Origin of the sequence: Thalassotalea sp. SU-HH00458 (assembly GCF_040362795.1) — a bacterium.
Lineage (GTDB): Bacteria > Pseudomonadota > Gammaproteobacteria > Enterobacterales > Alteromonadaceae > Thalassotalea_H > Thalassotalea_H castellviae.
In genome coordinates this window covers 176,982-200,293 of record NZ_BAABWW010000001.1, presented here as the reverse complement: position 1 = coordinate 200,293, position 23,312 = coordinate 176,982, and the positions used below count along the sequence as shown (strand labels likewise).

The window sequence follows — 23,312 nt, the reverse complement described above, 5'->3', positions numbered from 1 at the left end:
AATGGCCTATAAGGTTTTGGTTGTTGACGACTCAAGTTTTTTCCGTCGTAGAGTCAGTGATATCCTTAATAGTGATAGAAACTTAACGGTAATAGATGTTGCTGTAAATGGTGTCGAAGCAGTAAAAAAAGCAAAAGAATTAAAACCTGATGTCATCACTATGGACATCGAAATGCCGCTGCTTAATGGTATTGAAGCTGTTAAGCAGATTATGGCGAATTCACCCACGTCTATTTTAATGTTTTCTTCATTAACTCACCAAGGGGCAAAAGCAACGCTAGAAGCTTTAGATGCAGGGGCATTAGATTTTTTACCTAAAAAATTTAATGAGATAGCAAAAACGTCAGGCGATGCTGGTAGTGTATTAAAGCAACGAGTATTAGAGTTAGCCAATAAAAAAGTTGGTAGGATACCGCGAACTAGTTTTAATAAAGAATCGTCCGCGTTAAAAACGTCTAGAAGCACTCAAAGTGTGAAAGAAAAAGTACCGCTTGATGCTAACAAAACGACACCAAGGTCAACTAGCTTCAATAAAGCGTCAGGAAATACCTATAAACTCTTAGCCATAGGAACTTCTACCGGCGGGCCAGTTGCCTTACAAAAAATATTAACTCAATTACCGAGTGATTTCCCACTACCTATTATTATGGTGCAGCATATGCCGGCAGCGTTTACTAAAGCGTTTGCAACTCGGCTGAATTCCTTATGTAAAATAACCGTCAAAGAAGCGGAAGATGGTGATTCACTTAAACCCGGTTGTGCATATTTAGCGCCCGGCGGTAAACAAATGGTGTTAGAAGGGAAGGAAAGTAACCCTAGAATTAAAATTTTAGATGATGATTCTGCACGAATAGCATTTAAACCAAGTGTTGATATAACTTTTGGTTCTACTTCAAAAATATTTTCTAATAATGTTTTAGCTATAATATTAACAGGGATGGGATCTGACGGACGTGATGGCTCAAGAATGTTAAAAAGCAAAGGGTCAGTGATATGGTCTCAAAATGAGGAAACATGTGTCGTTTATGGTATGCCGCAAGCTGTGGCCAATGCTGGAATTTCATCGCTTGAATTACCCTTACTTGATTTTTCTAAAGCTATCTTGAAAGAGATTAATTATAAATAGCTTTCATTTTTTGATTAATTTAATAACACAATAGGTGAACTTTTGGTTGTTTGGACAATAGCAAATCAAAAAGGTGGTGTAGGTAAGACTACTTCAACTATCTCGTTAGGCGGATTATTAGCCGAACGTGGCAAAAGAGTTTTATTAGTGGATACTGACCCCCATGCATCTCTTAGTTATTATTTTGGTATAGAATCGGAAGATCTTGAGCTAAGTGTTTATGATCTATTCGTTCAAGTTTCGACCAAAGAACAAATCATGCAAACACTTTGTCCTACCGCCTATAAAAATATTGATATTTTGCCGGCGACAATGGGCTTAGCTACATTAGATAGATCTTTAGGTGCTAAAGGAGGCATGGGGCTAGTTCTTAAAAAAGCCATCCAAAAGCTTTCAGATGAATACGATTATGTCTTAATGGATTGTCCACCCGTTCTTGGCGTATTAATGGTAAATGCGCTAGTTGCATCTGATAGGATCATTGTTCCGGTGCAAACAGAATTTCTTGCGCTAAAAGGCTTAGATAGAATGATGAAAACAATGGAAATAATGCAAGGTGAACAACAAAAGCCTTTTATTTATACCATCATTCCGACCATGTTTGATAAACGAACTAAAGCTTCTTTATTAGCATACAAAAAATTACAAGACTTATACGGTGATGCTGTTTGGAATGGCGTTGTGCCGATTGACACCAATTTTAGAAATGCTAGTAATATTCAACGTGTGCCATCTGACTATTCTCCTTCTAGTCGAGGGGTTTTAGCTTATAAAAAACTGCTAGACTATTTAATTAAACTTCATAAGAAAAAGAGCTAATTATTTATGAAAAAGTCTTTAGCTGCGAGCCAAAAATTAATGCAAAACTATCTGTCAGAGTTAATGACAGAAGAAGAGAACAGTCCAAATTTGGAAGCTGAAGCACTATCTAAAACTGCCGAGAAAGAAAAGCTCGATAAATTATTACAACAAGCAAGTGTTGCTAACAACATTGAAAAATCAACGCTTGAAGCGGTCACCTCTGCTAAATCAGCAAATAAAATAATGGAACCTGCTAAGGTTAAAGTTGAAAGTAAAACACCGCCTGAAGTTGAAGTCATTCCTGAAGTTGAGATCGAAACAGAGCCGCAAATTCAAACGAAAAAAAGCTTAGCTGAGTTTAAAATTGACGCCGATAAAAATTATCGAAAGGGTAGTTTTCAAGCCATGTTTTTTGATGTGGCAGGCTTAACCGTTGCTGTACCTCTGATTGAATTAGGTGGTATTCATAACGTAGATAAAATTAATAGTTTAGTCGGTAAACCTGAGTGGTTTACAGGCGTGATGCTTCATCGAGAAGAAAAAATCAATGTTGTTGATACTGCCGTTTGGGTCATGCCAGAAAAATGTAACCAAACGCTAAAAGATTCGCTAAACTATCAATATATCATCATGTTAAATAATAGTCCTTGGGGATTGATGGCTGAAAATTTAATTGATACGGTTACTTTAGAGCACGAAGATGTGAAATGGTTAGAAGATTCTCAGAAAAGGCCTTGGTTAGCAGGATTAGTCAAAGAGCGAATGTGCGCTTTATTAGATGTTGATGCATTAATCCATATGCTTGAAGAAGGTGCGAATGTAAATCAGTCAACACATTAATATTTATAGAATTAATATTAAAAACTTGAACGATAGACTATATTAATAATATTCTAGTGGAAAAGTGAATAACTTTAAGAGGCAAGCGGTATGTCTGAAGAAAGACGCAGTGCAAATGATAATGTTGATACCAATGATGAAGTTCTACAATGGGTAACATTTAAATTAGATAGTGAAACATATGGTATTAATGTTATGCAAGTTCAAGAAGTCTTGCGTTATACCGAAATAGCACCCGTTCCAGGTGCACCTTTGTATGTTTTAGGGATTATTAATTTACGTGGTAATGTTGTCACCGTAATTGATACTCGTTCTAGATTTGGTCTCGAATCATCAGAAGTCACTGATAATACTCGCATCGTTATTATTGAAGCTGAAAAGCAAGTAATTGGCATTTTAGTGGATAGTGTTGCCGAAGTTGTTTACTTAAGAGCTTCTGAAATCGATATTGCGCCAAATGTTGGTAATGATGAAAGTGCTAAATTCATTCAAGGTGTCTCAAATAGAGATGGTGAATTACTTATTTTAGTCGACTTGAATAAATTACTTTCTGATGATGAATGGGATGAATTGAAACAATTCTAACTGATCAGGCACTTAACGGTATTGAGTGCCTTTTGAAATGAGTATGGAAAAGAAACGACTGCTATGGATGTATTGATGGTTTATAGTCTTGCTGCTTTAGCACTAGTGTTATTTTTATTTGTACTCATTTTCTTTCAAAACAAAAAAAATCAAATTCGTTTCAGTGCGTTAGAAGTACAAATTGAAAGTTACGAGTTTATAATTAATGAATTAAAACTTGCTAATCAACAACAACAAAGTGAGTTAACGGCGAAAGAAAATTCCCTGCAAGCCTGGCAGTTAGAGCACCAACAAATTAGTCAACAACTTGAACATCGAATAAAAGTTTTGCAAGAAAAACTCACGCAAACCCATGAAATTATAGAACAAATTCAACAGCAGCAACCCGAAGATAAGTTGTATAGTCGCGCCCAAAAAATGGTGAAGTTAGGGGCAGATGTTGAAGAACTCGTTCGAGAATGTGATCTACCTCATGCGGAAGCAGAAATACTTATCGCTATGCATAAACAGAAAAACACCTAATTTTACAATTTTTATTAATATTTCCATCATTTTTAAACATCAAAAAGTACCGTGTAGCGGTCTTGCATGTTAAACTCCTCAGCAATTTACAGACGTACAATATTGAACCAAGGAAAGATTGTTTTGTCTTTTGCTTTTATAAAAAACTTTTCTACAAATAGTAAACTTTTAGCGAGTGTATTTTTATTCGTTCTTGCTGGTTGCTCGTCAACACCCAAAGTTGAACAAAATGCGAATGCACCGTTAGATCCGTTAGAGTCTATTAATCGACCTTTTTGGGATTTTACTTGGAATTATGCCGATAAATATGTCTTAAAACCCACGTCGCAAGCCTATGTTGAATATGTTAATGAAGATGTGCGTACAGGCTTATTTAATATGGCGATGAATTTGAATGAGCCATCGTCAATTATTAATCATTTATTGCAAGGTAAGTTTTCAGCGGCGGCTAAAAATACTGGCCGGTTTGTTTTAAACTCGACCATAGGCTTATTCGGGATCTTTGATCCTGCCAGTGATTTTGGTTGGACACGAGAGCAAGAAGAATTTGGTGAAGTGCTCGGCGTTTATGGAGTAGGTGATGGGCCTTATCTAGTCGTACCTGCAATGGGTCCAACGTCTGTTAGAGAAGAAGTTGGTGACTATGTTGATCGATATTATTGGCCTCTTGCGATTATAGATTTTTGGCCAAATTTATTAAGAGTTGGCGTGATCGGATTAGAGAAACGAGCCGCACTTGCTGATCAAGAGCAATTAATCAACGATTCAGTAGACTCTTATGAATTTGTTAAAAACGCATACTTTCAAAATATTAACTATAAAGTGTATGATGGTAACCCTCCAATCGAGGTAGATGAAAGTGAAGCAGATTTAGAAGCTTTTATGGATGAATTTGAAGAAATTGATTAACAACTAATTAATTTTGAAGATAAAAATAATTAAACCTTTGTTTGAATTAAGTAACTTTTGGCGTGATAAATGATTAAAGTAAGTAAAATTTTCAGTATGTTTATAGCTCTTTTTTTGAGTGTGATGTTTGTTGGTGAATTATCTGCGGCGCAAATGCCAAGTAATATTACTCCACAGCAACTTGCGCAATTTAAAAAGTTATCGCCTGCCCAACAAAAATCGTTGGCACAAAGCATGGGAATCAATTTTTCTGCGCTTCAAAGTCAAATGTCGACTAGCCAAAGTAACACCACTGAAAATGCAGAAACACTACAACAGTATTACCCAAGAGGCACTCAGTTCGATGAATTTGGTAATCCAATTTTCGATAACCAACCTACAACAGATACCGAGGAAGAAGAAAAAGGCCCTCAACCTTTTGGCTATGATGTTTTTGCTAACGCACCTTTAACCTTTGCACCCAACATTGATATCGCAGTGCCAGAGTCTTATTTAATTGGTCCTGGAGATGTTTTAACCGTTCAAATTTTTGGTAAAGAAAATAATCAGTACGACGTAGAAGTAACTCGAGAAGGACAAATCATTCTGCCAGAGCTCGGAGCATTTTCAGTGATTGGCATGTCCTTTTTAGAGGTCAAAAAATATTTAGCAAATCAAATTAGCAGTAAAATTTTAGGTGTAGAAGCCATTATAACGTTAAGTGACTTGCGTTCTATTAGAGTATTTGTTTTGGGCGAAGCTTTTAAACCTGGTCCTTATGTGATGAATTCATTATCAAGTATTACCCATGCTTTATTTGCCGCTGGTGGTATTAATGATATTGGCTCATTACGAAATATCCAATTAAAAAGAGCCGGTAAATTAATTACAACGTTAGATTTATACGACTTATTAATTAAAGGTGATTCTTCTAACGATGTAATGCTCAAATCTGGTGATGTCGTCTTTATCAATCCTGTTGGCGATAAAATAACCGTTGATGGTGAAGTTACTCGTCCTGCAATTTATGAACTTTCCAAGCAAGATACATTTGCATCGGCATTATCTATGGCTGGTGGGTTATTACCTTCAGCTTACCCAGCATCTACGATTGTAGAACGTTTCAATGACGAAAATCTTAGGATTGTTCAAAGTGTTGATTTAACAGATAAAGAATCATTAAAACATTCGGTTAAATCAGGTGATGTTATCCGTGTGATGAAAACTTCTGATTTATATGAGGATGCCGTAACCATTATTGGTGCTGTCGCTCGTCCAGGTCGTTACCAGTGGAAAGAACATCAAAAAGTGACGGATCTAATCCCTGATATTCATGCGTATTTAGAAGATGATGCAGATCTAACTTATAGTTTAATTATTCGTGAAAAAGACATTGGAAGAAATATTGAAGTACTGCAATTTAGTTTATTCGATGCTTTAAGCGACACTTCTTCAACAGATAATTTAACATTACAACCACGTGATAAAATTGTTGTTTTCTCAAATATTGAAACTATTGCTTCAAATATTGATTCGCTAGATGATTTTGCCCTAACAAAAACTGAACTGTTTGATCTTGAAAAAGAAAATGCAGAAAAAAAATATGAATCTCGAAAGTTTTGGGATCATTACGGCGATGAAGATTCCAGTACAGCAATAAAAGAGATTAATGAAGTTGATCAGGCAAAAGAAACGCTAAAACAAACATACCAGTCAATTGAAGAGCTTGCGGGTGAAACAAATAAAGAACTTGAAATTCGAGAGCTAGGTTTTTTCTCTCGTAAACGATTATTAGCGCCAATTATAGAACAACTTAAACGACAAGCCGCTTCTGGACAACCTATTCAAATGGTTGAAGTTGATGGCGCGGTAAAATATCCGGGTCTGTATCCTTTACCGAAAAATGGCAGAGTCAACGATTTAATTAAAGCTTCTGGTGGCTTACTAGAGTCAGCCTATTTAATGAAGTCTGAAATTACACGAAACGTTATCGTAAATGAGAAAGCCGATAAAACGTCGATTAATTTTAAATTATCAGCCGCTTTAAATGGTAGTGAGCAAGATAACCATTTATTGGAAAGTAAAGATCGTATCAATGTACACCATATTCCTTCTTGGCAAGAAAACCATAATGTAGAGCTAAAAGGCGAGTTTAAATTCCCAGGAAAATACACCATTAAACGCGGTGAAACATTGGGGCAATTAATCGAACGCGTTGGTGGCTTTACTGAGTTTGCTTATATAGAAGCGTCGTTATTTACACGTGAAAAATTAAAGCAACTTGAATTGAAAAATCTGGTTAAAGTGTCTGAAAGTTTAAGAATGGAGATAGCTTCTAAAAACTTATCACAACGTGAAGGCTCTGCTAATTTTGATTATAAACAAACCAGTCAGTTACTTGCGGATCTAACTAACATAAAACCGATTGGTCGCTTAGTTATTGATATACCAAAAATCACTGCAAATACTGACGTTGATGTTATCTTGGAAGATGGCGATGTGCTTTATATTCCATCGAAACAAAACTCCATCAATGTTGTTGGTCAGGTACAAGTGGCTTCTTCACATATCTATCAGGAAGGCTTAACCGCATATGATTATGTGGATTTAAGTGGCGGTAGTAAAAAACAAGCAGATAATGATCGAATTTATGTTATTAAAGCCAATGGCGCGGTTGAAATACCAAATAACAGTAACTGGTTTGAATCAACCGATGAAAGCTTAAAACCGGGCGATACAGTGGTAGTACCTTTAGATTCATATTTTATGGAAGATTTATCTTTATGGCAGGCAGCTACACAAATCGTTTATCAGGCAGCGGTTGCTGTAGCGGCAATTTCAGGTTTATAAAAATAATTAGATTGAATACCAGTAAATATCACTCTTCAATAATGGCATTTACTGGTAAAAAGCAAATTTATTTACATTTATGTTAATTTTACGAGTAATATTTTTGTCAAAGCCTAGATTAGCGGCTAATTGAATACTATAATTAGCGCGCTTTTTATTTGTAACATTTAAATATAAAAAATTAGCTAAAAAAGGAATTTTAAGGCTAATAAACAGGGTTATCTAATGCTATTTACTATAAGTGCACTTTTAGTCGCTTTTGTTGTTTCTATTTCTACTATTAAAATTTTATTACCGCTAGCGCCGCAGATTGGCTTAGTTGATTTACCTAATGCAAGAAAAAAGCATGATGGTGCAATTCCTTTAATCGGCGGGATCTCGATTTATACTGGGGTACTAATTGCCTCGACTCTTTTTATTGATCAAAGTAAATTACTTAATTTATATTTTATTTCATCAGCCCTGTTAGTGTTTATCGGCACGATGGATGATATTTACGACTTAAAAGTTGCACCTAGGATGATATTCCAAGGCATAGTTGCCACAATCATGGTGTTTGGCGCAGGTATCTATATTCATGATTTTGGTAACCTTTTTGCGACTGGGCCCGTTGAGTTAGGAAATTTCGGCATGATATTTACTATGCTAGCCTGTGTAGCTGCTATCAATGCTTTTAATATGATAGATGGGATAGATGGTTTAGCAGGCTCCATGAGTATTGTGACTATCTCTTCAGTGGCAATACTTACCGTATTAAATGATAACTCAGCCGATATTTTGCTACCGCTTATTTTAGTCGTAGCTATCATTCCTTATTTATTTTATAACGTTAGTACTCGTAATCCTCGAGGTAAAAAAATATTTATGGGAGATGCCGGTAGCATGTTTATGGGACTCACCGTTATTTGGCTATTAGCGCTTAGTACCCAAACTACGGAGTTATCAGAAGCTGCTTTTAGACCAGTTACTGCCTTATGGATCATTGCTATTCCTCTGATGGATATGTTCGCTATTATGATCCGTCGTATTCGTAAAGGAGATTCACCCTTTAAAGCTGATAATGGGCATCTTCATCATATTTGCATGCGTTTAGGTTTATCATCTCGCCAATCATTATGGGCAATTAGTGCTTTAGCGATTTCTTTTGCATTAGTAGGTATTCTTGGTGAAATTTTTATGGTGGCTGAGTGGATTTTATTATCGCTTTATCTAGTTGCCTTTATTACATATTCATATGCGATTCAACACGCTTGGAAATTTATTCGAGCGTTAAAATAATTTATAACAATTGAATTATAAGTTTTTCATTGCTTAAGATAGGCGTCAAACGTTAATATACTTTCAACTAGTATATATCAGATAGTAAAACAATTTTATTATGAAAAAATCTAAAGGCTTTAGCTTAATGGAGTTAATGATCGTATTGATCATTCTTGGACTTCTTGGCTCATTAGTAGCACCAAAATTATTCTCAAAAGTAAGTTCATCAAAAAAGAAAACTGCTGTTGCACAAATGCAAATGTTTGAAACCGCTATTGACACTTACCGATTAGATATCGGTTCGGTACCTAGTTCATTAGAAGAATTACGGGCAAGTACTAATCCAAATTGGGACGGTCCATATTTACCTAAAGCTATTCCATTAGATCCATGGGGTCAACCATACGTTTATCAAACGCCAGGAGAAAATGGCATGCCATTTTCATTAATGTCATATGGTCTTGATGGTAAAGTTGGTGGTACCGACGAAAATGAAGATATTATTCATCAATGATCTCATTAGAAAATGAATTATTAACTACCTTTCAAGTGACTAAATCTGACCTTGAAAAAGGTAAAAGATTTCAAAGTCGAAATGGTGGTCGTTTAGAACAAATCCTAGTAAATATGGGATGTCTTACTGAAGACGATCTTATTCCATTGTTTTCTACCCTATTGAGTCTGCCAATTTTTGACGCAAGTAAATGGCAAGACTGGAAGGCTGATGATCAATCTTTAGAAGAGTTAAGTTTTTTTAAATCTAAAAATGCTTTATTACTCGAATCAAATGATAATAAAAGGATTGTAGCAGCCAAAGATCCTTTAAACCTTGAATTAATTGAGTACGTTCAAAACAATAATTTAGATGTTGAATTTGAACTGGCTAAAGAGTCAGATTTACAAGCTTATTTTTATCAAATACAAGCCTTAACTGAAAGTTTACCTGATGAAGATGAATTAAGTGGTGATGAAGAAGCTAGGCTTAGAGAGCTAGCAGTTGAAGCGCCAACCGTTAATTTACTCAATACGTTGATCACCAAAGCGCTTGCTCGAGGCGCTTCTGATATGCATCTTGAACCTTACAACAATAAATATCGCGTGAGATATCGAATTGATGGTGTTTTACATACGGTTGAAAATTTGGCGACGAAAATGCAAATGCCAATTATCACCCGGTTAAAAATATTATCAGGGATGGATATTGCAGAAAAAAGGCGACCTCAAGATGGCAAAATTGAAATGCGAATTGCCAATCAAGAATTGGATATTCGAGTGTCAGCATTGCCGTTAAATGAAAGCGAGAGCATTGTTTTACGTTTTTTAAAGAAAGATGCTATTCGATATGATATGTCGGTATTAGGGTTGGCCAACGATACACAATTATTGATTCAACAAGATTTAGCTAAAACAACAGGTGTAATTCTATTAACAGGCCCAACCGGCTCAGGTAAAACTACAACGCTTTATACCTTTTTAAATGAATTAAATAGTGAAGACGTCAAAATTATTACCCTTGAAGACCCTGTTGAATATCAACTAGAAGGTATTAATCAGGTGCATGTGAACCCAGAGATAGGTTTCGATTTTGCGGCTGGTCTTCGTTCAATTGTAAGACAAGATCCAGATATTATTATGGTTGGTGAAATTCGTGATGCTGAAACAGCGCGAATAGCATTGCAATCAGCATTAACAGGTCATTTAGTTTTTTCTACGGTACATACTAATGATGCCGCAAGTGCTTATACTCGTTTACTTGATTTAGGAGTGGATGAGTTTTTATTAAATGCAGCACTTGTATCTATTGTTGCTCAGCGTTTAGCGCGTAAAGTTTGTACACACTGCGCTAAACCTGCAGAAAATATAGATGAATTATTTATCAATTATCCTTTACAAAAAGTAAAAGAGAAAGCGTCACTGGATTCTATAACTTTACTAGAAGCGGTTGGTTGTGAGCAATGTAATCATTCTGGTTATAAAGGTAGAATAGCGATCAATGAATATTTGCGTTGCGATGACGATATTAAGCAAATACCCAAAAATGATCAGTTTATTCGTCAAGCACAAGCTCATAACGATGCACTTCAACGTCGAAACCTTTTGGAAGATGGCTTCTATAAAGCTTTGCTAGGCGTCACTACTATCGAAGAAGTGTTACGAGTTGCAGGCTAATGGATTTTCAATATAAAGGCATAGATGCTGAAGGTAGCAGGCATCAAGGTAGTATTACAGCGATAGATAATGCTGACGCACAAAAAAAACTTCAAAAAGATGGTATTCATGTTATTGAGCTCATTGCGTTAAGTAATAAAAAAACGCTTAAAGATTATTTTCAACGTGGTATTACTTTAGATGAGTTAGAGTTTTTTACTTCACAATTGTCGTTATTATTAGAAAGTGGAGTGCGAGTTGATAAAGGTATTGAAATTATTCAACAAACAAACTCTCAACCTGCATTAAACCAATTATTATTTAAAATATCAGCTTCTCTAAAAAAAGGTTCATCATTAAGTAAAGCTTTTGCTGAACATGATGAATTATTTGACCCTCTTTATATTAGTTTATTAGAAATAGGTGAAACATCAGGTAATTTACCGGAAGTATTGCAACGATTGGCTGATGACCTAAAATTTCGAAAAGAGCTCAAATCTCAAATTTCGCAAGCATTAACTTATCCAAGCGTCATTATGTTTGTTTGTTTAGCCGCAGTTTATTTTGTTTTAACTTTTATCGTACCTAAAATGGCCGGTATATTTACCGACTTATCGCTAGCTCCCTGGTATACACAAATGATAATTGGGGTAAGTAATTTTTTTGTTGCCAACGAACATTTAATTGTTGGGGGAATAGTCGCGGCTTTAATTGGAATGAGTTACGCTTATAAACAGGTTAAGTTTAGAAACTGGTGTTATGTAACCGCAGCGAAAATTCCAGGGATAGGAAAGATAATTTTAACCTCTGAACGAATTCGTTTTGCTTCCTCTATGGCTATGATGTTGGAAGCGGGACTTCAATTAGATACAACCTTTGAACTTACAAGTAATACGTTGAAGCATGAAGATCTAAAACGCGAAGCCAAACAAGCTCTAGGACAACTGAAGTCAGGTAAACAGTTAAGTTTTGTGTTATCTAAAACTCAAATATTTCCCGAGTTCTTCTTATCAATTATTAAGGTAGGTGAGGAAACGGGTACTTTACCTCGAGTGTTTAATGAAGTTGCAAGTAGAAGTAGAATTGATTTAGATGCAGTTATCAAAAAATTAACTACCTTGTTAGAACCTCTTATGTTAGTTTTTATGGGAGGTTTTGTTGGTGGCATTGTGATATCAATGTTAATGAGTATGGTGTCGATTAACGATGTTCCATTCTAACAATAATCAAGGATTTTCCTTAATTGAGCTAATGGTTGTTATGGCCATTGTCGCAGTGTTACTCACTTTAACCGGCGGTATTATGCAACAAAATATAGCTAAACAAGAACGTGTAGTAGAACTTGAACAAGTAACGCAACTATTTCATCAACTCGCTTACCAGTCATATTATGGCAAAGGACCAATAACTGTTAGATTACAAGAAAATAAAATTACGTTAATTAAGCAAAACACTGTAAGCCACTACGGTGAAGAAATAGATCCTAGTATTAATGAAAATGAACTATCAGAGCAAAAATATAGCGCAGAATTAACATCTCAATTATTAACATTTAAGCAGCTAACCTTTGTCGCCCAAGATTATTTTATTACAAGTAAAGGTGTAGTCTCACCGAACACTTTCGGTTTTATCTTAAAAAATGAAATAAAACACTTACCATTAAATGCTATTTTTAATGAAATTACAGAAGAATAAAGGTTTCACCTTAATAGAAGTTTTAATTGCTGCAGTAATATTATTTACTGCATTGGCACTTACAGCTGAGCTATACAATGCTTCTAGTTTGTCTGCTAATAAAATTACTGAAAGTGCAAGATTTTCACAATCAAGTATTGTCGCAGTACAAGCAATTAAATCAGATTTAAGAAAGCTCGCTGAAAATAGAAAACTAGCAGAGCATTCAGGGCAAGTACTAATTAGCGGTATAAATTTTCAATGGAAAGCTGTGCGGGAAAAATTCGAATCGAGAGCAATAGAGTTATCAGATGCTGAACCACCACATAAACAGTTTAGCTTGTTCAGTGTTAATGTGACCGCAGAAGTTAATGAAAAAGTATATCCCCCTTTTGTTTTTAAGGTGGCCTCATGGTAATTCAAACAACTCATATACAGTGCATACAAAAAAGTAAAGGCTTTACACTAATAGAATTAATGTTAGCAACGTCGTTACTAATGATGATTATGTTTACGGGGTATTATGCTTACAGTTTATACAGTCAAAAATGGCAGAAAAGAGTGGATGTGTTTTGGCAGGGTACAAATCAAGGCATAGGTTTAGATGCTGTTAACAAATTATTTATTTCGGCAGTAAGTTATGTGGTTAAAAATAATAATGATAAAGAAAGTATCTACTTTGAAGGAGATCAACAGCATTTACGTTTCGTGTCAAATTCACCTATATTTTCAAAAGGCACGGCACTTGTAGAATTGGAAGTATTGCGTGTTGGTGATAAAGAAAGTTTAATCTACCGAGAGAGTAACCTTTTAAATAAACCGGTATTTACACTCGATGGATTTGAAAAAATTACTCAATGGCAAAAGCAAGCGATATTATTTCAAGGCTATTCATCAATATCTTGGTCTTATTATGGTTGGACTTCATTTGCCGACGCATTAGAACAAGCTAATATTGCAGGGAATAATCAAAAAATAGAATTAAGAAAATTTTATACAAAGCATGAATTAGCTAACACAAGAATCTTACCTGCTAGTGTTAAACTTCATTTGAGTAAAAATAAAAATCAAAGCTTGTTTAATATAGACTTACCTAATAATACTATTTTTTTATTAATCGCCAACTTTAGAAACGATGCTTGATTATGAGTTATACAAGCGCAAATCAAAAAGGTATGGCACTTATCCAAGTATTAATTATTGCCATTATATTAACTATGCTCGGTATATTTATTAATCAGACGATTGGGTCTCAGATAAAAACAGCACAGTTAATAAAAAGCAACCATCATTTAGATTTGCTACTTGAGAGTACTGAAGCGGAATTAATTCATGCTTTATTGACTCAAAAGCGGTATAAAGACCGTAGTAGCCTGAATGAGTGGGTTAAAAGCTGGAACTTTCATGGAGAGGTATTTCATCTCAATGATAATGTAAGCATACAAATGCAAGATCTTAATGGATTACTTAGTCTTAATTATATGAGCAACAGTGTGGCATTAAGGTTGTTTTCACAGTTGGGGTTTACTGAAAGTGATGTTCGAATATTTTTAGATTCACTAAAAGACTGGAAAGATGAGGACGATTTAAAACATTTAAATGGGGCAGAAAGTTATTACTATGATAAAGAAAGGTTACCATTACCTAGAAATAACTTTTTACAAAGTATAGATGAGGTTATGAATATTAAGGGAGCAAATATATTAACCCAAGAACAATGGAGAAAGTATTTTTCAATAGCGCTTGTATCACAGTTTAATCCGTTGAATTCGTCACCTGAAATTATTAAAGCTTTTATTGATAACGATCGAGCTTTCACTCAGGTTATGAGTTTAAGGTCACAACAACGCTTAAATACATTTTCATTTTATCAAGCAACAGGAATAGAAGCAGATAATTTTATTACGTTCTTAACTGGAAGTATTATCAATATTAAAATAACTGTTACTAGAGAAAGTAATCAACTAAGTAAGAGTTTTCAGGTAGAATTACGTCCAATTGCCAATCTCCGGCCTATAACAATTTCTAATGTGAAGTGGAATGAATAGTGACTTTAAACTTTGTTAATCAGTACCCAGCAATAAAAAATTGGCTAGTAAATAATGTAGGCTATTACTCAAAACAGTTGTATATATTTAATGACGAAGAGTTAGTTTATTCACCTGAAGTGAATACCAAAGTTATTATTATCGCTAAGTGTCATTACAGTGAATCATGGCAGACCTTTTCGTCTATCAGTAAAAAAGACTTAGAAAAAATACTTACACTGAAAAAAGCTACTGAGTCTAAAATTGGCCTTTTGTTTCAGTCATATAGAAATGAAGCTATTGATGGTTATGAAGTTAAAACTATAAAGATTAATTCATCTATTATTGAAATTTTAGGAAAAGATAGAGTGTATATTCCTGAAACAGAGCTATTTAATCCTTATCAAGAAAATCAATTGCTAAAAATTGAAACAATAGCTGGGAGTATGTTTTGTAGTCAAGTAGATAATAAAATAAGAACCTCTTATGCAAAAGGAATTGTAAATAACATCGATACTTATAAGTTAAGTGTTGGCTTACCTTTAAACATAGAAGTGTTAAACATTCAGGTTAAAGATTTTTCCAAATTTTTACTGACTCAATTATTAAAACTTAATTTTTCTCAATTTGGCAGAGTAAGTACTTTTGATATAAAAGCATGGTTTAATAGTTCTCACTTACACCTTTTGTATTGGGCGCCTATACTTTCCTCTTTGTTTTTTTACCTTACTTTTACGGGGTATCTTTACTTAAAAGGCTCAGAAATAGAAAGTGAATTGCTTACTGATAGTCAGCAAGTCAGTAGACTTATAAATAATAAAAATAAAATTGATGAATATAATAAAATACTTGCTGCTTTATCGTTAGAGTTTAAAAATAGCAACCAATACGTTCATTATCATTGGTTATTGATAGATGAACTATTAGACATGGATATGAATATTATTCGTATTAATTACAGTGAAGGTATATTGTCTATTCGTGGCTTAGCTGATAAAGCTTCAAGCGTTTTATTGGCTATTTCTAAACACCCAAAAGTAAAAAGTGCAACCTTTAAAGGGGAAGTTCGAAAATCACAAGGGTTGGACCTATTTGAAATTAATCTAGAAGTGAGAAATAACGATGCTAATTAATTTTGCAAAGTATAAGCATTATTTAATTATTATATCTGCTTTAATGTTAGTTAATTACCTTATAATACCCTTAGTTGAATATACTGATGAACAACAAGAAAGCTTAACTTTGTTGGTTAAAAAACAGACAAAAGTTGAGTCATTGTTTCAGCGTGAAGAATTTTTGAATGAATCGTTACAAGAATCAAGCAATAGAGTAAAGAATTATGAAACAGTTCTTTTTGATGCGGATAATGACGAAGATTTTAAGCTTATAGCACAATCAATAATAGAGAAAGCTATCATGACAGGGGGGTGCACAATAGAGCGAATTGGCTTTAAAGGTGATACTCCTATAAGTGCCAACATTAAACGCTGGCAACTTGAAACAAGGTATCGTGGCGACATTCGTTGTTTAGTAAGTACAACTCGTGCAATTGAATCTTTAACTCCATATGTGAAAATTTTTAGTTATAACTTTAATCATAGGGGGTTAACTAAGGTTGTTGACGGTATGTTTAATGCGCAAATGACTTTTGAAATATGGAGTAAGCAATGAAACTTTTGGCAGTTTTTTTTTCATTATTTACATTATCTATCTTAATACTAGATTTAGATCTTACTAGTGATAACATGAATGTTCATAGTGATGAAAATGAAAATTTCACAATGATTATTCCCAAACCGCTTCCGAGTAATGAACTCTCAGTAGAATCAAAGTGGATAGCATCAAAGAAAGAGGATGTAGCTGTTGTTACAGAAGAGCCAGTTATTGAGAATAATAATGAAATATTATTAGGCAACAAAAAATATGACCTATTAGGTATATTTAAGAAGAGTAAGCTTGAATTCGTTTCATTTCGTAATGAAGAGAATGAGGTTATCAAATTATATATTGGACAAGCCTTACCTGGGAAATATGTATTAACAAGTATTAATGAAAATACAATTGTTTTTGTTAATGGAGATAAACAAGTGAAATTTAAACTTTTTGAACGTAAATATAATGAAAAATAATAACTGTAATAAAATCCTCTTAACTTTACTCGTCTTATTTGTTAGCGGGTGTGCTTCATCTATTTGGAAGCCAAATGAATCAGTTACGGCTGATAATGTTTCTGTTAATTCTTCCTATCTTAAACAGGATAATCTCACTACAACTATAGTAAATGCTGATTTAGTATCATCAGAATTAAAGAATGGTGAGTTTACGCGCCTTAATAATTCAGGCGTAGAAGAAGGGATTAAGTTAGAGATTGATCTTTCTAATAAGTTTGACAGTGAATCTGTCTATCAGTTTGCTGTAAATGAATTACCATTGAATGATTTGTTGCATTATGTATTAGGCGATCTTTTAAAGGTATCTTACTTAATTGAACCTAGCGTTAAATCTAACGTAACGCCAGTCACATTAGATTTAAAAGAAAAAGTATCAGCCAAGCGTCTTTTTCAATTATTACAGCAAATTTTAAATCAAAATAATACAACTATAGCTTTAGATAACGACATATTTTTTGTTCATCCTCTTATCGATAATGGGACTAAAGATAATATTGCCTTTGGTTATGGCGCAAGTGAGGAAAATGTACCTTCAGTATCTAGTGATATAATACAGATGGTGCCGCTTGTTTATGGGACCTCCGGAAGTTTGAGAGGGGTTATTGCATCTTTAGTAAATGTCAAAATTTCGATGGATAGCGCACAAGGCTTGGCTATTCTTCAAGGAAAAAGAGATCAAATAATAAGAGCACTATCATTAATCGCGATTTTTGACAGTGAGCGTTTAAAAAATAAAGCCGTCGCTATGCTCAGTTTTAACTATATTGACTCTCAAACATTTATTGAAAAAATTACTGAGTTATTAGCACTGGAAGGTATTGAAGCAAGTCGAAGTGTTGCTAATTCTGTTGTTATTAAATTTGTACCGATAGAGCACTTAGGCAAGGTAGTTGTTTTCGCTACATCTGAAAAAATATTAGATAGGGTTGAATATTGGACAAAGCAATTAGACCAACCGGCAACTGGTTCGGAACAAAGTTTTTATACCTATCATCCTCAATATGCGAGAGCAACTGACTTAGGCGAAAGCTTAGCTCCATTGATAAGTGCTTCTAACAGTTTTGATGGTCAAGCAAATGATAACCGACTGCAAAGAAGTAGTATAAATAACCAACAAATAACTAACTCAAATAGTCAAAGTAGCACACAAACAATTGAAGGAGATAATTTACGTTTAGTGGTTGATGAACGATCTAATTCGCTAATTTTTTATTCTACGGGTAAGTTTTATCAAGAACTGTTGCCTATTGTAAGAAACTTGGATGTAATGCCGAAACAAGTCATGCTTGAAGTTGTCATAGCAGAAGTCAAGTTAACCGGTAGTTTTGCTAAAGGAGTTAACTTTGCGATTCAAAATGGGCCTACGGGTACTAAAACTGAAAATTTTAATTATGCCAGTAAGGAAGGTTTTAGTTACTCAGTTGTAGGTTTAAATGGCAATGTGAATATAAATTTAAATCAAACCGACGGTTTAATAAATGTATTGTCGCGTCCGACTATTTTAGTTAGAGATGGTGTTTCTGCCTCTATAAGCGTAGGTGACGATATTCCAACAGTAGGCAGTACCACATCCGACCCAATTAATGGTGAACGTCAAACAACGACAATACAATATCGAAAAACAGGTGTTGACCTATCAGTAACCCCTACTATAAATGCACAAGGTACGGTTATTATGACGATCGTACAAAACATTTCAAATATTTCACCTGACGGTTTAAGTGTTGGCGGCTCACCTTCTGTATTTGAACGTAAAATATCAACAGAAGTCGTTGCGGCTGACGGACAATCAGTTATGCTAGGTGGTTTAATTAGTGAAAATAAAAGCTCTAATGCATCATCAGTGCCTGTTCTAGGTTCTATCCCTGTTATTGGACACTTGTTTAGAAATGATTCTGAGAGTAGAGATAAAACTGAATTAGTAGTATTGGTAACTCCAAGGATTGTAAGCAATCCTCAAGAATGGCAAAGAATTCAGCAAAGCTTTATGAAGGGATTAGAAAATATTAAATTTTGAATGTTTTTTTGATTTGAAGTACTTGTAAATAAAAAAAATAAGGGTTAATTTAGCGTAAGTTTTTTTACTGGCGATTTTTTTAAGTATTTTTATAATAATTAGAAAGAAGCGCCATAAAACTAAAAATAGTTTTTCAAATAATGAAATTCTATTTTTAGTATGTGTAAATAAACTAGATATTAAGTAAATAATGCTCAAAAATGTAGTAAATAACCTGGTTAAAGTATTAATTGGTTGTAAAACCAACAAAAATATAAAAATAAAAACCTATTTACTTGACATCTGTTGAGCTTTATCATTAAATTTGCATTGGTTCGGCTAGGCGCCTAGCCGTACAGATAAAAATATTAGTATATTGAAGATTAACGATATACTAGTTTCATGAAACTAGGAGAAAGAATATAATGAATTTTTTTAAAAAAGGCTTAGTAGCTTCAGCTATCGTTGCATCATTTGGTGCTTCTGCTGCGACAGTTCAGCCATCTACATCAGCACTTAAATTGTCTGCTGAAGGTGTAGCTGCTGGTGTAGCTGCATATAATGGTGCTTTTGATTTTGACGTAACTATTGGTGCTGAACATCCAGCAGGTGCTACAGTTACTTTAACTTTCAGCAATGCTGTAGATTTAGTAAATGTTGCTGCTAACAATGCAGTTGATAACACTACACCACAACAAGGTGATGCAGGCGATATCGATTTCAACTATGGTAATGGTAGTTTTACGTTTAACAATGTTGTAGTTACAGATAACGACAACAGCAAAGGCGGTATGGATACTATTACTTTCGATATTAGCTTAGGTCAACCTTTAGCTAAAAATGCTGCATTTAATGTTGCAATCGTTAATGGTGAAGTTTCAGGTGCAGCTACTGCAGATTACTCTGCTTCTCACGCAGGTTCTGTAATTGATACAGGTACAGGTACAATTGCTGCTGAATATACTCAATTTGCAGTTTCAGTTAAAACACCATTAGATGCTGTTATTAACCGTACTACTAATACTATTTATACAGACAATACAGCTAACGATACTTTTGCTCTTTCAATTGTTAACTACGATGATTTAGATATGAGTATTACAGTTGATGCTGGTGCTAACGCAGCATATGACGCTGTACTTACAGGTACTTTTACAGGCGTTACATCTGGTGAAGTTAACGTTCCAGCTACTTCTGCTGCTGCAACTGTAAACGGCGGTGCTGACTTTATTACTTTCGATATTGATGGTGGGGCAACACCGACTACTAATGGCTCTGCTGATGTTTATTCTGTTATATTTGAACATGGCGTATCGGCAATTGCTGCAACAGGTGCGGTTGAGTTAGACTTCATTGTTAACTCTAATGACTTTGGTGCTGCTGCATTAAATAAAAAGCAAATCGTTACAGATGCTGATGCAGGTCAGTGGAAAATTGATGCTACAATCATCAATGTTCCTTACTTACCAGTAGGTTTTGAAGGTACTTCATCTTCAGTACATTTATCTAATGAAAAAACTACTGCTGTTGACGTAATTGTTTCAGCGATTGACCAAGCTGGTAATGTTTACCCAGCTGTTGATTTAGGTATGGACTTACCTAAGCAAACAGTAACTAAAATTACTCAAGGTGCTCTAATGACTTTATTAGGTGCTCCTGCTGAGTCTAAGTTAAGTGTAACGTTTAACATCGATGCAAACGAAGGTGATGTTAATGGTTATGCATTTACTACTGACTCAACTGGTCGTACAGAGATTTCTACGTCACAACAACGTGGTAACTAATATTTCTTACGCATCGTAAGTTTTAAATTAAAAAACCCAGCTATTGCTGGGTTTTTATTTTATAGGTGATTACAATTTATTTTATAGTAGGTGTTAAATGTTAGTTAAGTATTTTATTGTATTAATAGTATCGCTTGTTCAATTTAAAGCCTTTGCTTTTGGAACCTCTCAAAAAGAGGAGCCATTAAGTGCAAATGTTTGTGGTTTAGCAGTATTATTTACAACTCCTTATAAAGAAAGTCGAAGTCAATATTCGCTTTCTAATGAAGTAAATTTAAGTATATTTCAATTCTTATCAACTAGGGTTGTCTCTGGTGCAACTATAGCGACTAATATAACCTGTCAATCTATCGAGGGTATGGACTATTCTGGGAGTGAAGAGGAGTGGAAGACTTTTTTCAATAATTCAATAAATACTTTGTCGAAAAAAGGCGTGAAAAACCTAAAAATGACTATTGTAGGTACAGACAGACAAGTATATAAAGGGAACTTACCATTTCGAGAATATAAATTTTTTGGCACTTTTAACGAAGGTGATCAAATGATTTATAATTTAACCATATTAAATAAAGCATCAAATACACTGTATACGGTTTCAGTGAGTGGTCATAGTATGATTGAAAAACAAGTTATAAATGAATTTAAACAAGTGACTAATGCTATCAATTTTGAGTGATTTGAAAATCAATGATTGCCTAAATTAAACTAGAGTGTATCAAAAATCAAAAATCAAAAATCAAAAATCAAAAATTAAAAATTATGGGTAAGTAAATGAGTAAAGAAAAAACACCACAACCATTAGATTTAAATGAGCTATCTTCTTGTGTTGTTAATCGTGAGTATAGTCGAGCTGAAGGGATAATTGGTGCATTTATTGATATGCAGTTAAGAGCTAAATTAAATTTTGTTTCACAAAGTGATGTAAATAATTTGACAGCTAGCCAAATGGAAATCATGTCTTATCAATCTATTGAACGATTAACCTGTTTGCTATCTCAATTACTATGTGACAAATCTTATGAAGCATCAGATGGCTTTTTTTCTATATTCGTCGCGAATAAACGATTTATAAATAATTTATTTACTGCCAGTAGCTATAGAAATACAGAACATATTGTTATTGCCTTAGGTCTAAATGGTAAAAATAACTACAGCCGCTCTGATGTTCGAAAACTTTTTATGCTTGTAACCCCGGAAACCAGTTTTGATTTACCTTGGTTGCAATTAGCTAAATTTCTGCCAATGGAAACCTTACGAACTTATATAGGCTTAATGTATTGTGCCGAGTTTAATTTTTCTAAAAGATCTTCAGAGCAATTAAATGAACTTGCTTTGTTAGCTGATAAACTACCGACTTTAACATTTGATAAACCAGGTACCATTTCATTTTTAAGCAGTACTTATTTTAATGTGAGTACACTCACTGGTGTTGGAAAGTATGTATTCAAAAAGTGGGTTGTTAAGCATATCGAAAATTTTATGGATACCTATTTAACAGCTGATAATAAACGCGCAATTGCAGAAATAAGTAACCCAAAAATTAGAAAAGAAAAACCTGTCTTAGCAATTTTTCATGAACGTTATAGCGAAAACCATGCTATGTATCGTTGTTACCATAGCTTAATTATAAGTTTACAAGAAAAATTTCATGTGGTTGGTATTGGGCAAAAAGGTATTATTGATGATATTGGTAAGGCAGACCATCATGAATTTATCGAGTTTGAAGATGAGCGCCGTATAAATGAAACAATTAATGAAGTGTTAGCATTGAAAGTTGATATTTTGATGTATACGTCATTAGGAATGAATAATCTTTCATTATTTATGGCAACTCAGCGTTTAGCACCAATTCAATGCGTATTACCAGGTCACCCTTCTAGTACTTACTTCAATAATATCGACTATATGATCTTAGAAGATTTAGGAATCTCTGAAAATAACCTTGAAAATATTCTGACAGAGAAACCGATAATCATGGCCTCCAAGCAGATAAAGGTAGTGCCAATCAATTATAAGCTTGAAGAACTAAGCCCGACTGATGTTACCCATATTGCAATTAACGGTGTTATTCCAAAAGTAACAGAAGTTTTGATAGATATTTGTCAAAAAATAACAATACAAGGGCAAAATAAAGTTCATTTCCATTTTTTTATGAACTCGCCGACCCATGATATTGAGTACTTTTCAGCTTTGAGTGTCATGAGACGTATATTACCAAATGCAACAATACATCCTTTTGGCGATTACAATAGTTACATGAATAATCTTGCTGTTTGCGATTTTGCTTTACCAACACTCCCTTTCGGAGGAGCAAATAGTAATATTGACCTTGTACGTTTAGGAATACCTAAGCTATATATTTTAGATGAATCAGATTTACCGGGAGCAACCGATTATTATATGTGGAAAGAGTTTAATGAGTTAAGCGGTTTATGTAGTAATGTTGAGGAGATGATAGAAAGGGCGGTTGAGTTTGTTAATCAACCTGAAAAGTTATTAGAAGCTAAAGCTAAAGTGTCTAAAATTGATATTGAAAGGTTCTTTAGTACAGGGACAGAAAAATCTGATGATCGTCTCCTGCGCTCTCTCAATAACTTGATTGAATAAAGTTTAATTTTTTCTAAATGAATTGCTTTCAGC

The 23,312-nt window shown here is 34.2% G+C and carries 22 protein-coding genes; all 22 read left to right on the top strand.

Annotation, left to right across the window (positions count from 1 at the left end; all coding sequences use genetic code 11):
• Position 1: 1 nt before the first annotated feature.
• The 22 genes from ABXH06_RS00880 (at position 2) to ABXH06_RS00775 (ending at position 23,279) form a co-directional block, all read left to right on the top strand.
• Positions 2–1,126 (top strand): protein-glutamate methylesterase/protein-glutamine glutaminase, encoded by a 1,125-nt coding sequence (locus ABXH06_RS00880; RefSeq protein ID WP_353516984.1) that lies wholly within the window; start codon positions 2–4, stop codon positions 1,124–1,126.
• A gap of 42 nt (positions 1,127–1,168) precedes the next feature.
• The gene (locus tag ABXH06_RS00875; RefSeq protein WP_311577878.1) at positions 1,169–1,945 is read left to right on the top strand and encodes a ParA family protein; all 777 of its coding nucleotides are present in this window, start codon (positions 1,169–1,171) and stop codon (positions 1,943–1,945) included.
• 6 nt (positions 1,946–1,951) lie between these two features.
• Positions 1,952–2,767: a chemotaxis protein CheW gene (locus ABXH06_RS00870; RefSeq protein ID WP_353516983.1), complete on the top strand. Its 816-nt coding sequence runs from the start codon at positions 1,952–1,954 to the stop codon at positions 2,765–2,767.
• 90 nt (positions 2,768–2,857) lie between these two features.
• Positions 2,858–3,352 carry a chemotaxis protein CheW gene (locus tag ABXH06_RS00865; protein WP_311577871.1) on the top strand — a complete coding sequence of 165 codons (495 nt, stop codon included), beginning with the start codon at positions 2,858–2,860 and terminating at the stop codon, positions 3,350–3,352.
• Between the two features lie 75 nt (positions 3,353–3,427).
• Positions 3,428–3,874 (top strand): DUF2802 domain-containing protein, encoded by a 447-nt coding sequence (locus tag ABXH06_RS00860; RefSeq protein ID WP_353516982.1) that lies wholly within the window; start codon positions 3,428–3,430, stop codon positions 3,872–3,874.
• Between the two features lie 123 nt (positions 3,875–3,997).
• Positions 3,998–4,783, top strand: a complete 786-nt coding sequence (locus ABXH06_RS00855) for an MlaA family lipoprotein (RefSeq protein ID WP_311577865.1) — start codon at positions 3,998–4,000, stop codon at positions 4,781–4,783.
• A gap of 96 nt (positions 4,784–4,879) precedes the next feature.
• Positions 4,880–7,612 (top strand): SLBB domain-containing protein, encoded by a 2,733-nt coding sequence (locus ABXH06_RS00850; protein WP_311577862.1) that lies wholly within the window; start codon positions 4,880–4,882, stop codon positions 7,610–7,612.
• 225 nt (positions 7,613–7,837) lie between these two features.
• Positions 7,838–8,890 carry a UDP-N-acetylglucosamine--undecaprenyl-phosphate N-acetylglucosaminephosphotransferase gene (wecA, locus tag ABXH06_RS00845; protein WP_311577859.1) on the top strand — a complete coding sequence of 351 codons (1,053 nt, stop codon included), beginning with the start codon at positions 7,838–7,840 and terminating at the stop codon, positions 8,888–8,890.
• A gap of 100 nt (positions 8,891–8,990) precedes the next feature.
• Positions 8,991–9,386 (top strand): type II secretion system major pseudopilin GspG, encoded by a 396-nt coding sequence (gspG, locus tag ABXH06_RS00840; protein WP_353516981.1) that lies wholly within the window; start codon positions 8,991–8,993, stop codon positions 9,384–9,386.
• Complete coding sequence (locus ABXH06_RS00835; RefSeq protein WP_353516980.1) at positions 9,383–11,041, top strand: GspE/PulE family protein; 1,659 nt, start codon at positions 9,383–9,385, stop codon at positions 11,039–11,041. The genes gspG and ABXH06_RS00835 overlap by 4 nt, the downstream gene beginning before the upstream one ends.
• Positions 11,041–12,240: a type II secretion system F family protein gene (locus ABXH06_RS00830; RefSeq protein WP_353516979.1), complete on the top strand. Its 1,200-nt coding sequence runs from the start codon at positions 11,041–11,043 to the stop codon at positions 12,238–12,240. Before ABXH06_RS00835 ends, ABXH06_RS00830 begins: the two co-directional genes overlap by 1 nt.
• Positions 12,227–12,715, top strand: coding sequence for a type II secretion system protein (locus ABXH06_RS00825; protein WP_353516978.1), 489 nt, complete (start codon positions 12,227–12,229; stop codon positions 12,713–12,715). The genes ABXH06_RS00830 and ABXH06_RS00825 overlap by 14 nt, the downstream gene beginning before the upstream one ends.
• On the top strand, positions 12,696–13,112 hold the full coding sequence (locus ABXH06_RS00820; RefSeq protein ID WP_353516977.1) for a PilW family protein: 417 nt from the start codon (positions 12,696–12,698) through the stop codon (positions 13,110–13,112). The genes ABXH06_RS00825 and ABXH06_RS00820 overlap by 20 nt, the downstream gene beginning before the upstream one ends.
• Positions 13,106–13,837, top strand: a complete 732-nt coding sequence (locus ABXH06_RS00815; RefSeq protein ID WP_353516976.1) for a prepilin-type N-terminal cleavage/methylation domain-containing protein — start codon at positions 13,106–13,108, stop codon at positions 13,835–13,837. The genes ABXH06_RS00820 and ABXH06_RS00815 overlap by 7 nt, the downstream gene beginning before the upstream one ends.
• Before the next feature lie 2 nt (positions 13,838–13,839).
• On the top strand, positions 13,840–14,742 hold the full coding sequence (locus tag ABXH06_RS00810) for a type II secretion system minor pseudopilin (RefSeq protein WP_353516975.1): 903 nt from the start codon (positions 13,840–13,842) through the stop codon (positions 14,740–14,742).
• The gene (locus ABXH06_RS00805; protein ID WP_353516974.1) at positions 14,742–15,854 is read left to right on the top strand and encodes a hypothetical protein; all 1,113 of its coding nucleotides are present in this window, start codon (positions 14,742–14,744) and stop codon (positions 15,852–15,854) included. Before ABXH06_RS00810 ends, ABXH06_RS00805 begins: the two co-directional genes overlap by 1 nt.
• Positions 15,844–16,392, top strand: coding sequence for a hypothetical protein (locus ABXH06_RS00800; RefSeq protein WP_353516973.1), 549 nt, complete (start codon positions 15,844–15,846; stop codon positions 16,390–16,392). The genes ABXH06_RS00805 and ABXH06_RS00800 overlap by 11 nt, the downstream gene beginning before the upstream one ends.
• Positions 16,389–16,850 carry a hypothetical protein gene (locus tag ABXH06_RS00795; protein WP_353516972.1) on the top strand — a complete coding sequence of 154 codons (462 nt, stop codon included), beginning with the start codon at positions 16,389–16,391 and terminating at the stop codon, positions 16,848–16,850. The genes ABXH06_RS00800 and ABXH06_RS00795 overlap by 4 nt, the downstream gene beginning before the upstream one ends.
• Positions 16,840–18,909 (top strand): secretin GspD/PilQ domain-containing protein, encoded by a 2,070-nt coding sequence (locus ABXH06_RS00790; protein WP_353516971.1) that lies wholly within the window; start codon positions 16,840–16,842, stop codon positions 18,907–18,909. The genes ABXH06_RS00795 and ABXH06_RS00790 overlap by 11 nt, the downstream gene beginning before the upstream one ends.
• A gap of 404 nt (positions 18,910–19,313) precedes the next feature.
• Positions 19,314–20,672 carry a Slr4 family S-layer protein gene (locus ABXH06_RS00785; protein WP_353516970.1) on the top strand — a complete coding sequence of 453 codons (1,359 nt, stop codon included), beginning with the start codon at positions 19,314–19,316 and terminating at the stop codon, positions 20,670–20,672.
• 97 nt (positions 20,673–20,769) lie between these two features.
• Positions 20,770–21,348 carry a hypothetical protein gene (locus ABXH06_RS00780; protein ID WP_353516969.1) on the top strand — a complete coding sequence of 193 codons (579 nt, stop codon included), beginning with the start codon at positions 20,770–20,772 and terminating at the stop codon, positions 21,346–21,348.
• Positions 21,349–21,443: 95 nt separating this feature from the next.
• On the top strand, positions 21,444–23,279 hold the full coding sequence (locus ABXH06_RS00775) for a tetratricopeptide repeat protein (RefSeq protein ID WP_353516968.1): 1,836 nt from the start codon (positions 21,444–21,446) through the stop codon (positions 23,277–23,279).
• The last annotated feature ends 33 nt before the right edge of the window (positions 23,280–23,312 follow it).

Excerpts from the sequence above, each read along its gene's own strand:
- ABXH06_RS00880 (WP_353516984.1), top strand. The coding sequence starts at position 2 with ATGGCCTATAAGGTTTTGGTTGTTGACGACTCAAGTTTTTTCCGTCGT.
- ABXH06_RS00870 (WP_353516983.1), top strand. The coding sequence starts at position 1,952 with ATGAAAAAGTCTTTAGCTGCGAGCCAAAAATTAATGCAAAACTATCTG.
- ABXH06_RS00865 (WP_311577871.1), top strand. The coding sequence starts at position 2,858 with ATGTCTGAAGAAAGACGCAGTGCAAATGATAATGTTGATACCAATGAT.
- ABXH06_RS00860 (WP_353516982.1), top strand. The coding sequence starts at position 3,428 with ATGGTTTATAGTCTTGCTGCTTTAGCACTAGTGTTATTTTTATTTGTA.
- ABXH06_RS00850 (WP_311577862.1), top strand. The coding sequence starts at position 4,880 with ATGTTTATAGCTCTTTTTTTGAGTGTGATGTTTGTTGGTGAATTATCT.
- wecA (WP_311577859.1), top strand. The coding sequence starts at position 7,838 with ATGCTATTTACTATAAGTGCACTTTTAGTCGCTTTTGTTGTTTCTATT.
- gspG (WP_353516981.1), top strand. The coding sequence starts at position 8,991 with ATGAAAAAATCTAAAGGCTTTAGCTTAATGGAGTTAATGATCGTATTG.
- ABXH06_RS00835 (WP_353516980.1), top strand. The coding sequence starts at position 9,383 with ATGATCTCATTAGAAAATGAATTATTAACTACCTTTCAAGTGACTAAA.
- ABXH06_RS00830 (WP_353516979.1), top strand. The coding sequence starts at position 11,041 with ATGGATTTTCAATATAAAGGCATAGATGCTGAAGGTAGCAGGCATCAA.
- ABXH06_RS00825 (WP_353516978.1), top strand. The coding sequence starts at position 12,227 with ATGTTCCATTCTAACAATAATCAAGGATTTTCCTTAATTGAGCTAATG.
- ABXH06_RS00820 (WP_353516977.1), top strand. The coding sequence starts at position 12,696 with ATGAAATTACAGAAGAATAAAGGTTTCACCTTAATAGAAGTTTTAATT.
- ABXH06_RS00815 (WP_353516976.1), top strand. The coding sequence starts at position 13,106 with ATGGTAATTCAAACAACTCATATACAGTGCATACAAAAAAGTAAAGGC.
- ABXH06_RS00810 (WP_353516975.1), top strand. The coding sequence starts at position 13,840 with ATGAGTTATACAAGCGCAAATCAAAAAGGTATGGCACTTATCCAAGTA.
- ABXH06_RS00800 (WP_353516973.1), top strand. The coding sequence starts at position 15,844 with ATGCTAATTAATTTTGCAAAGTATAAGCATTATTTAATTATTATATCT.
- ABXH06_RS00795 (WP_353516972.1), top strand. The coding sequence starts at position 16,389 with ATGAAACTTTTGGCAGTTTTTTTTTCATTATTTACATTATCTATCTTA.
- ABXH06_RS00790 (WP_353516971.1), top strand. The coding sequence starts at position 16,840 with ATGAAAAATAATAACTGTAATAAAATCCTCTTAACTTTACTCGTCTTA.
- ABXH06_RS00785 (WP_353516970.1), top strand. The coding sequence starts at position 19,314 with ATGAATTTTTTTAAAAAAGGCTTAGTAGCTTCAGCTATCGTTGCATCA.
- ABXH06_RS00780 (WP_353516969.1), top strand. The coding sequence starts at position 20,770 with ATGTTAGTTAAGTATTTTATTGTATTAATAGTATCGCTTGTTCAATTT.
- ABXH06_RS00775 (WP_353516968.1), top strand. The coding sequence starts at position 21,444 with ATGAGTAAAGAAAAAACACCACAACCATTAGATTTAAATGAGCTATCT.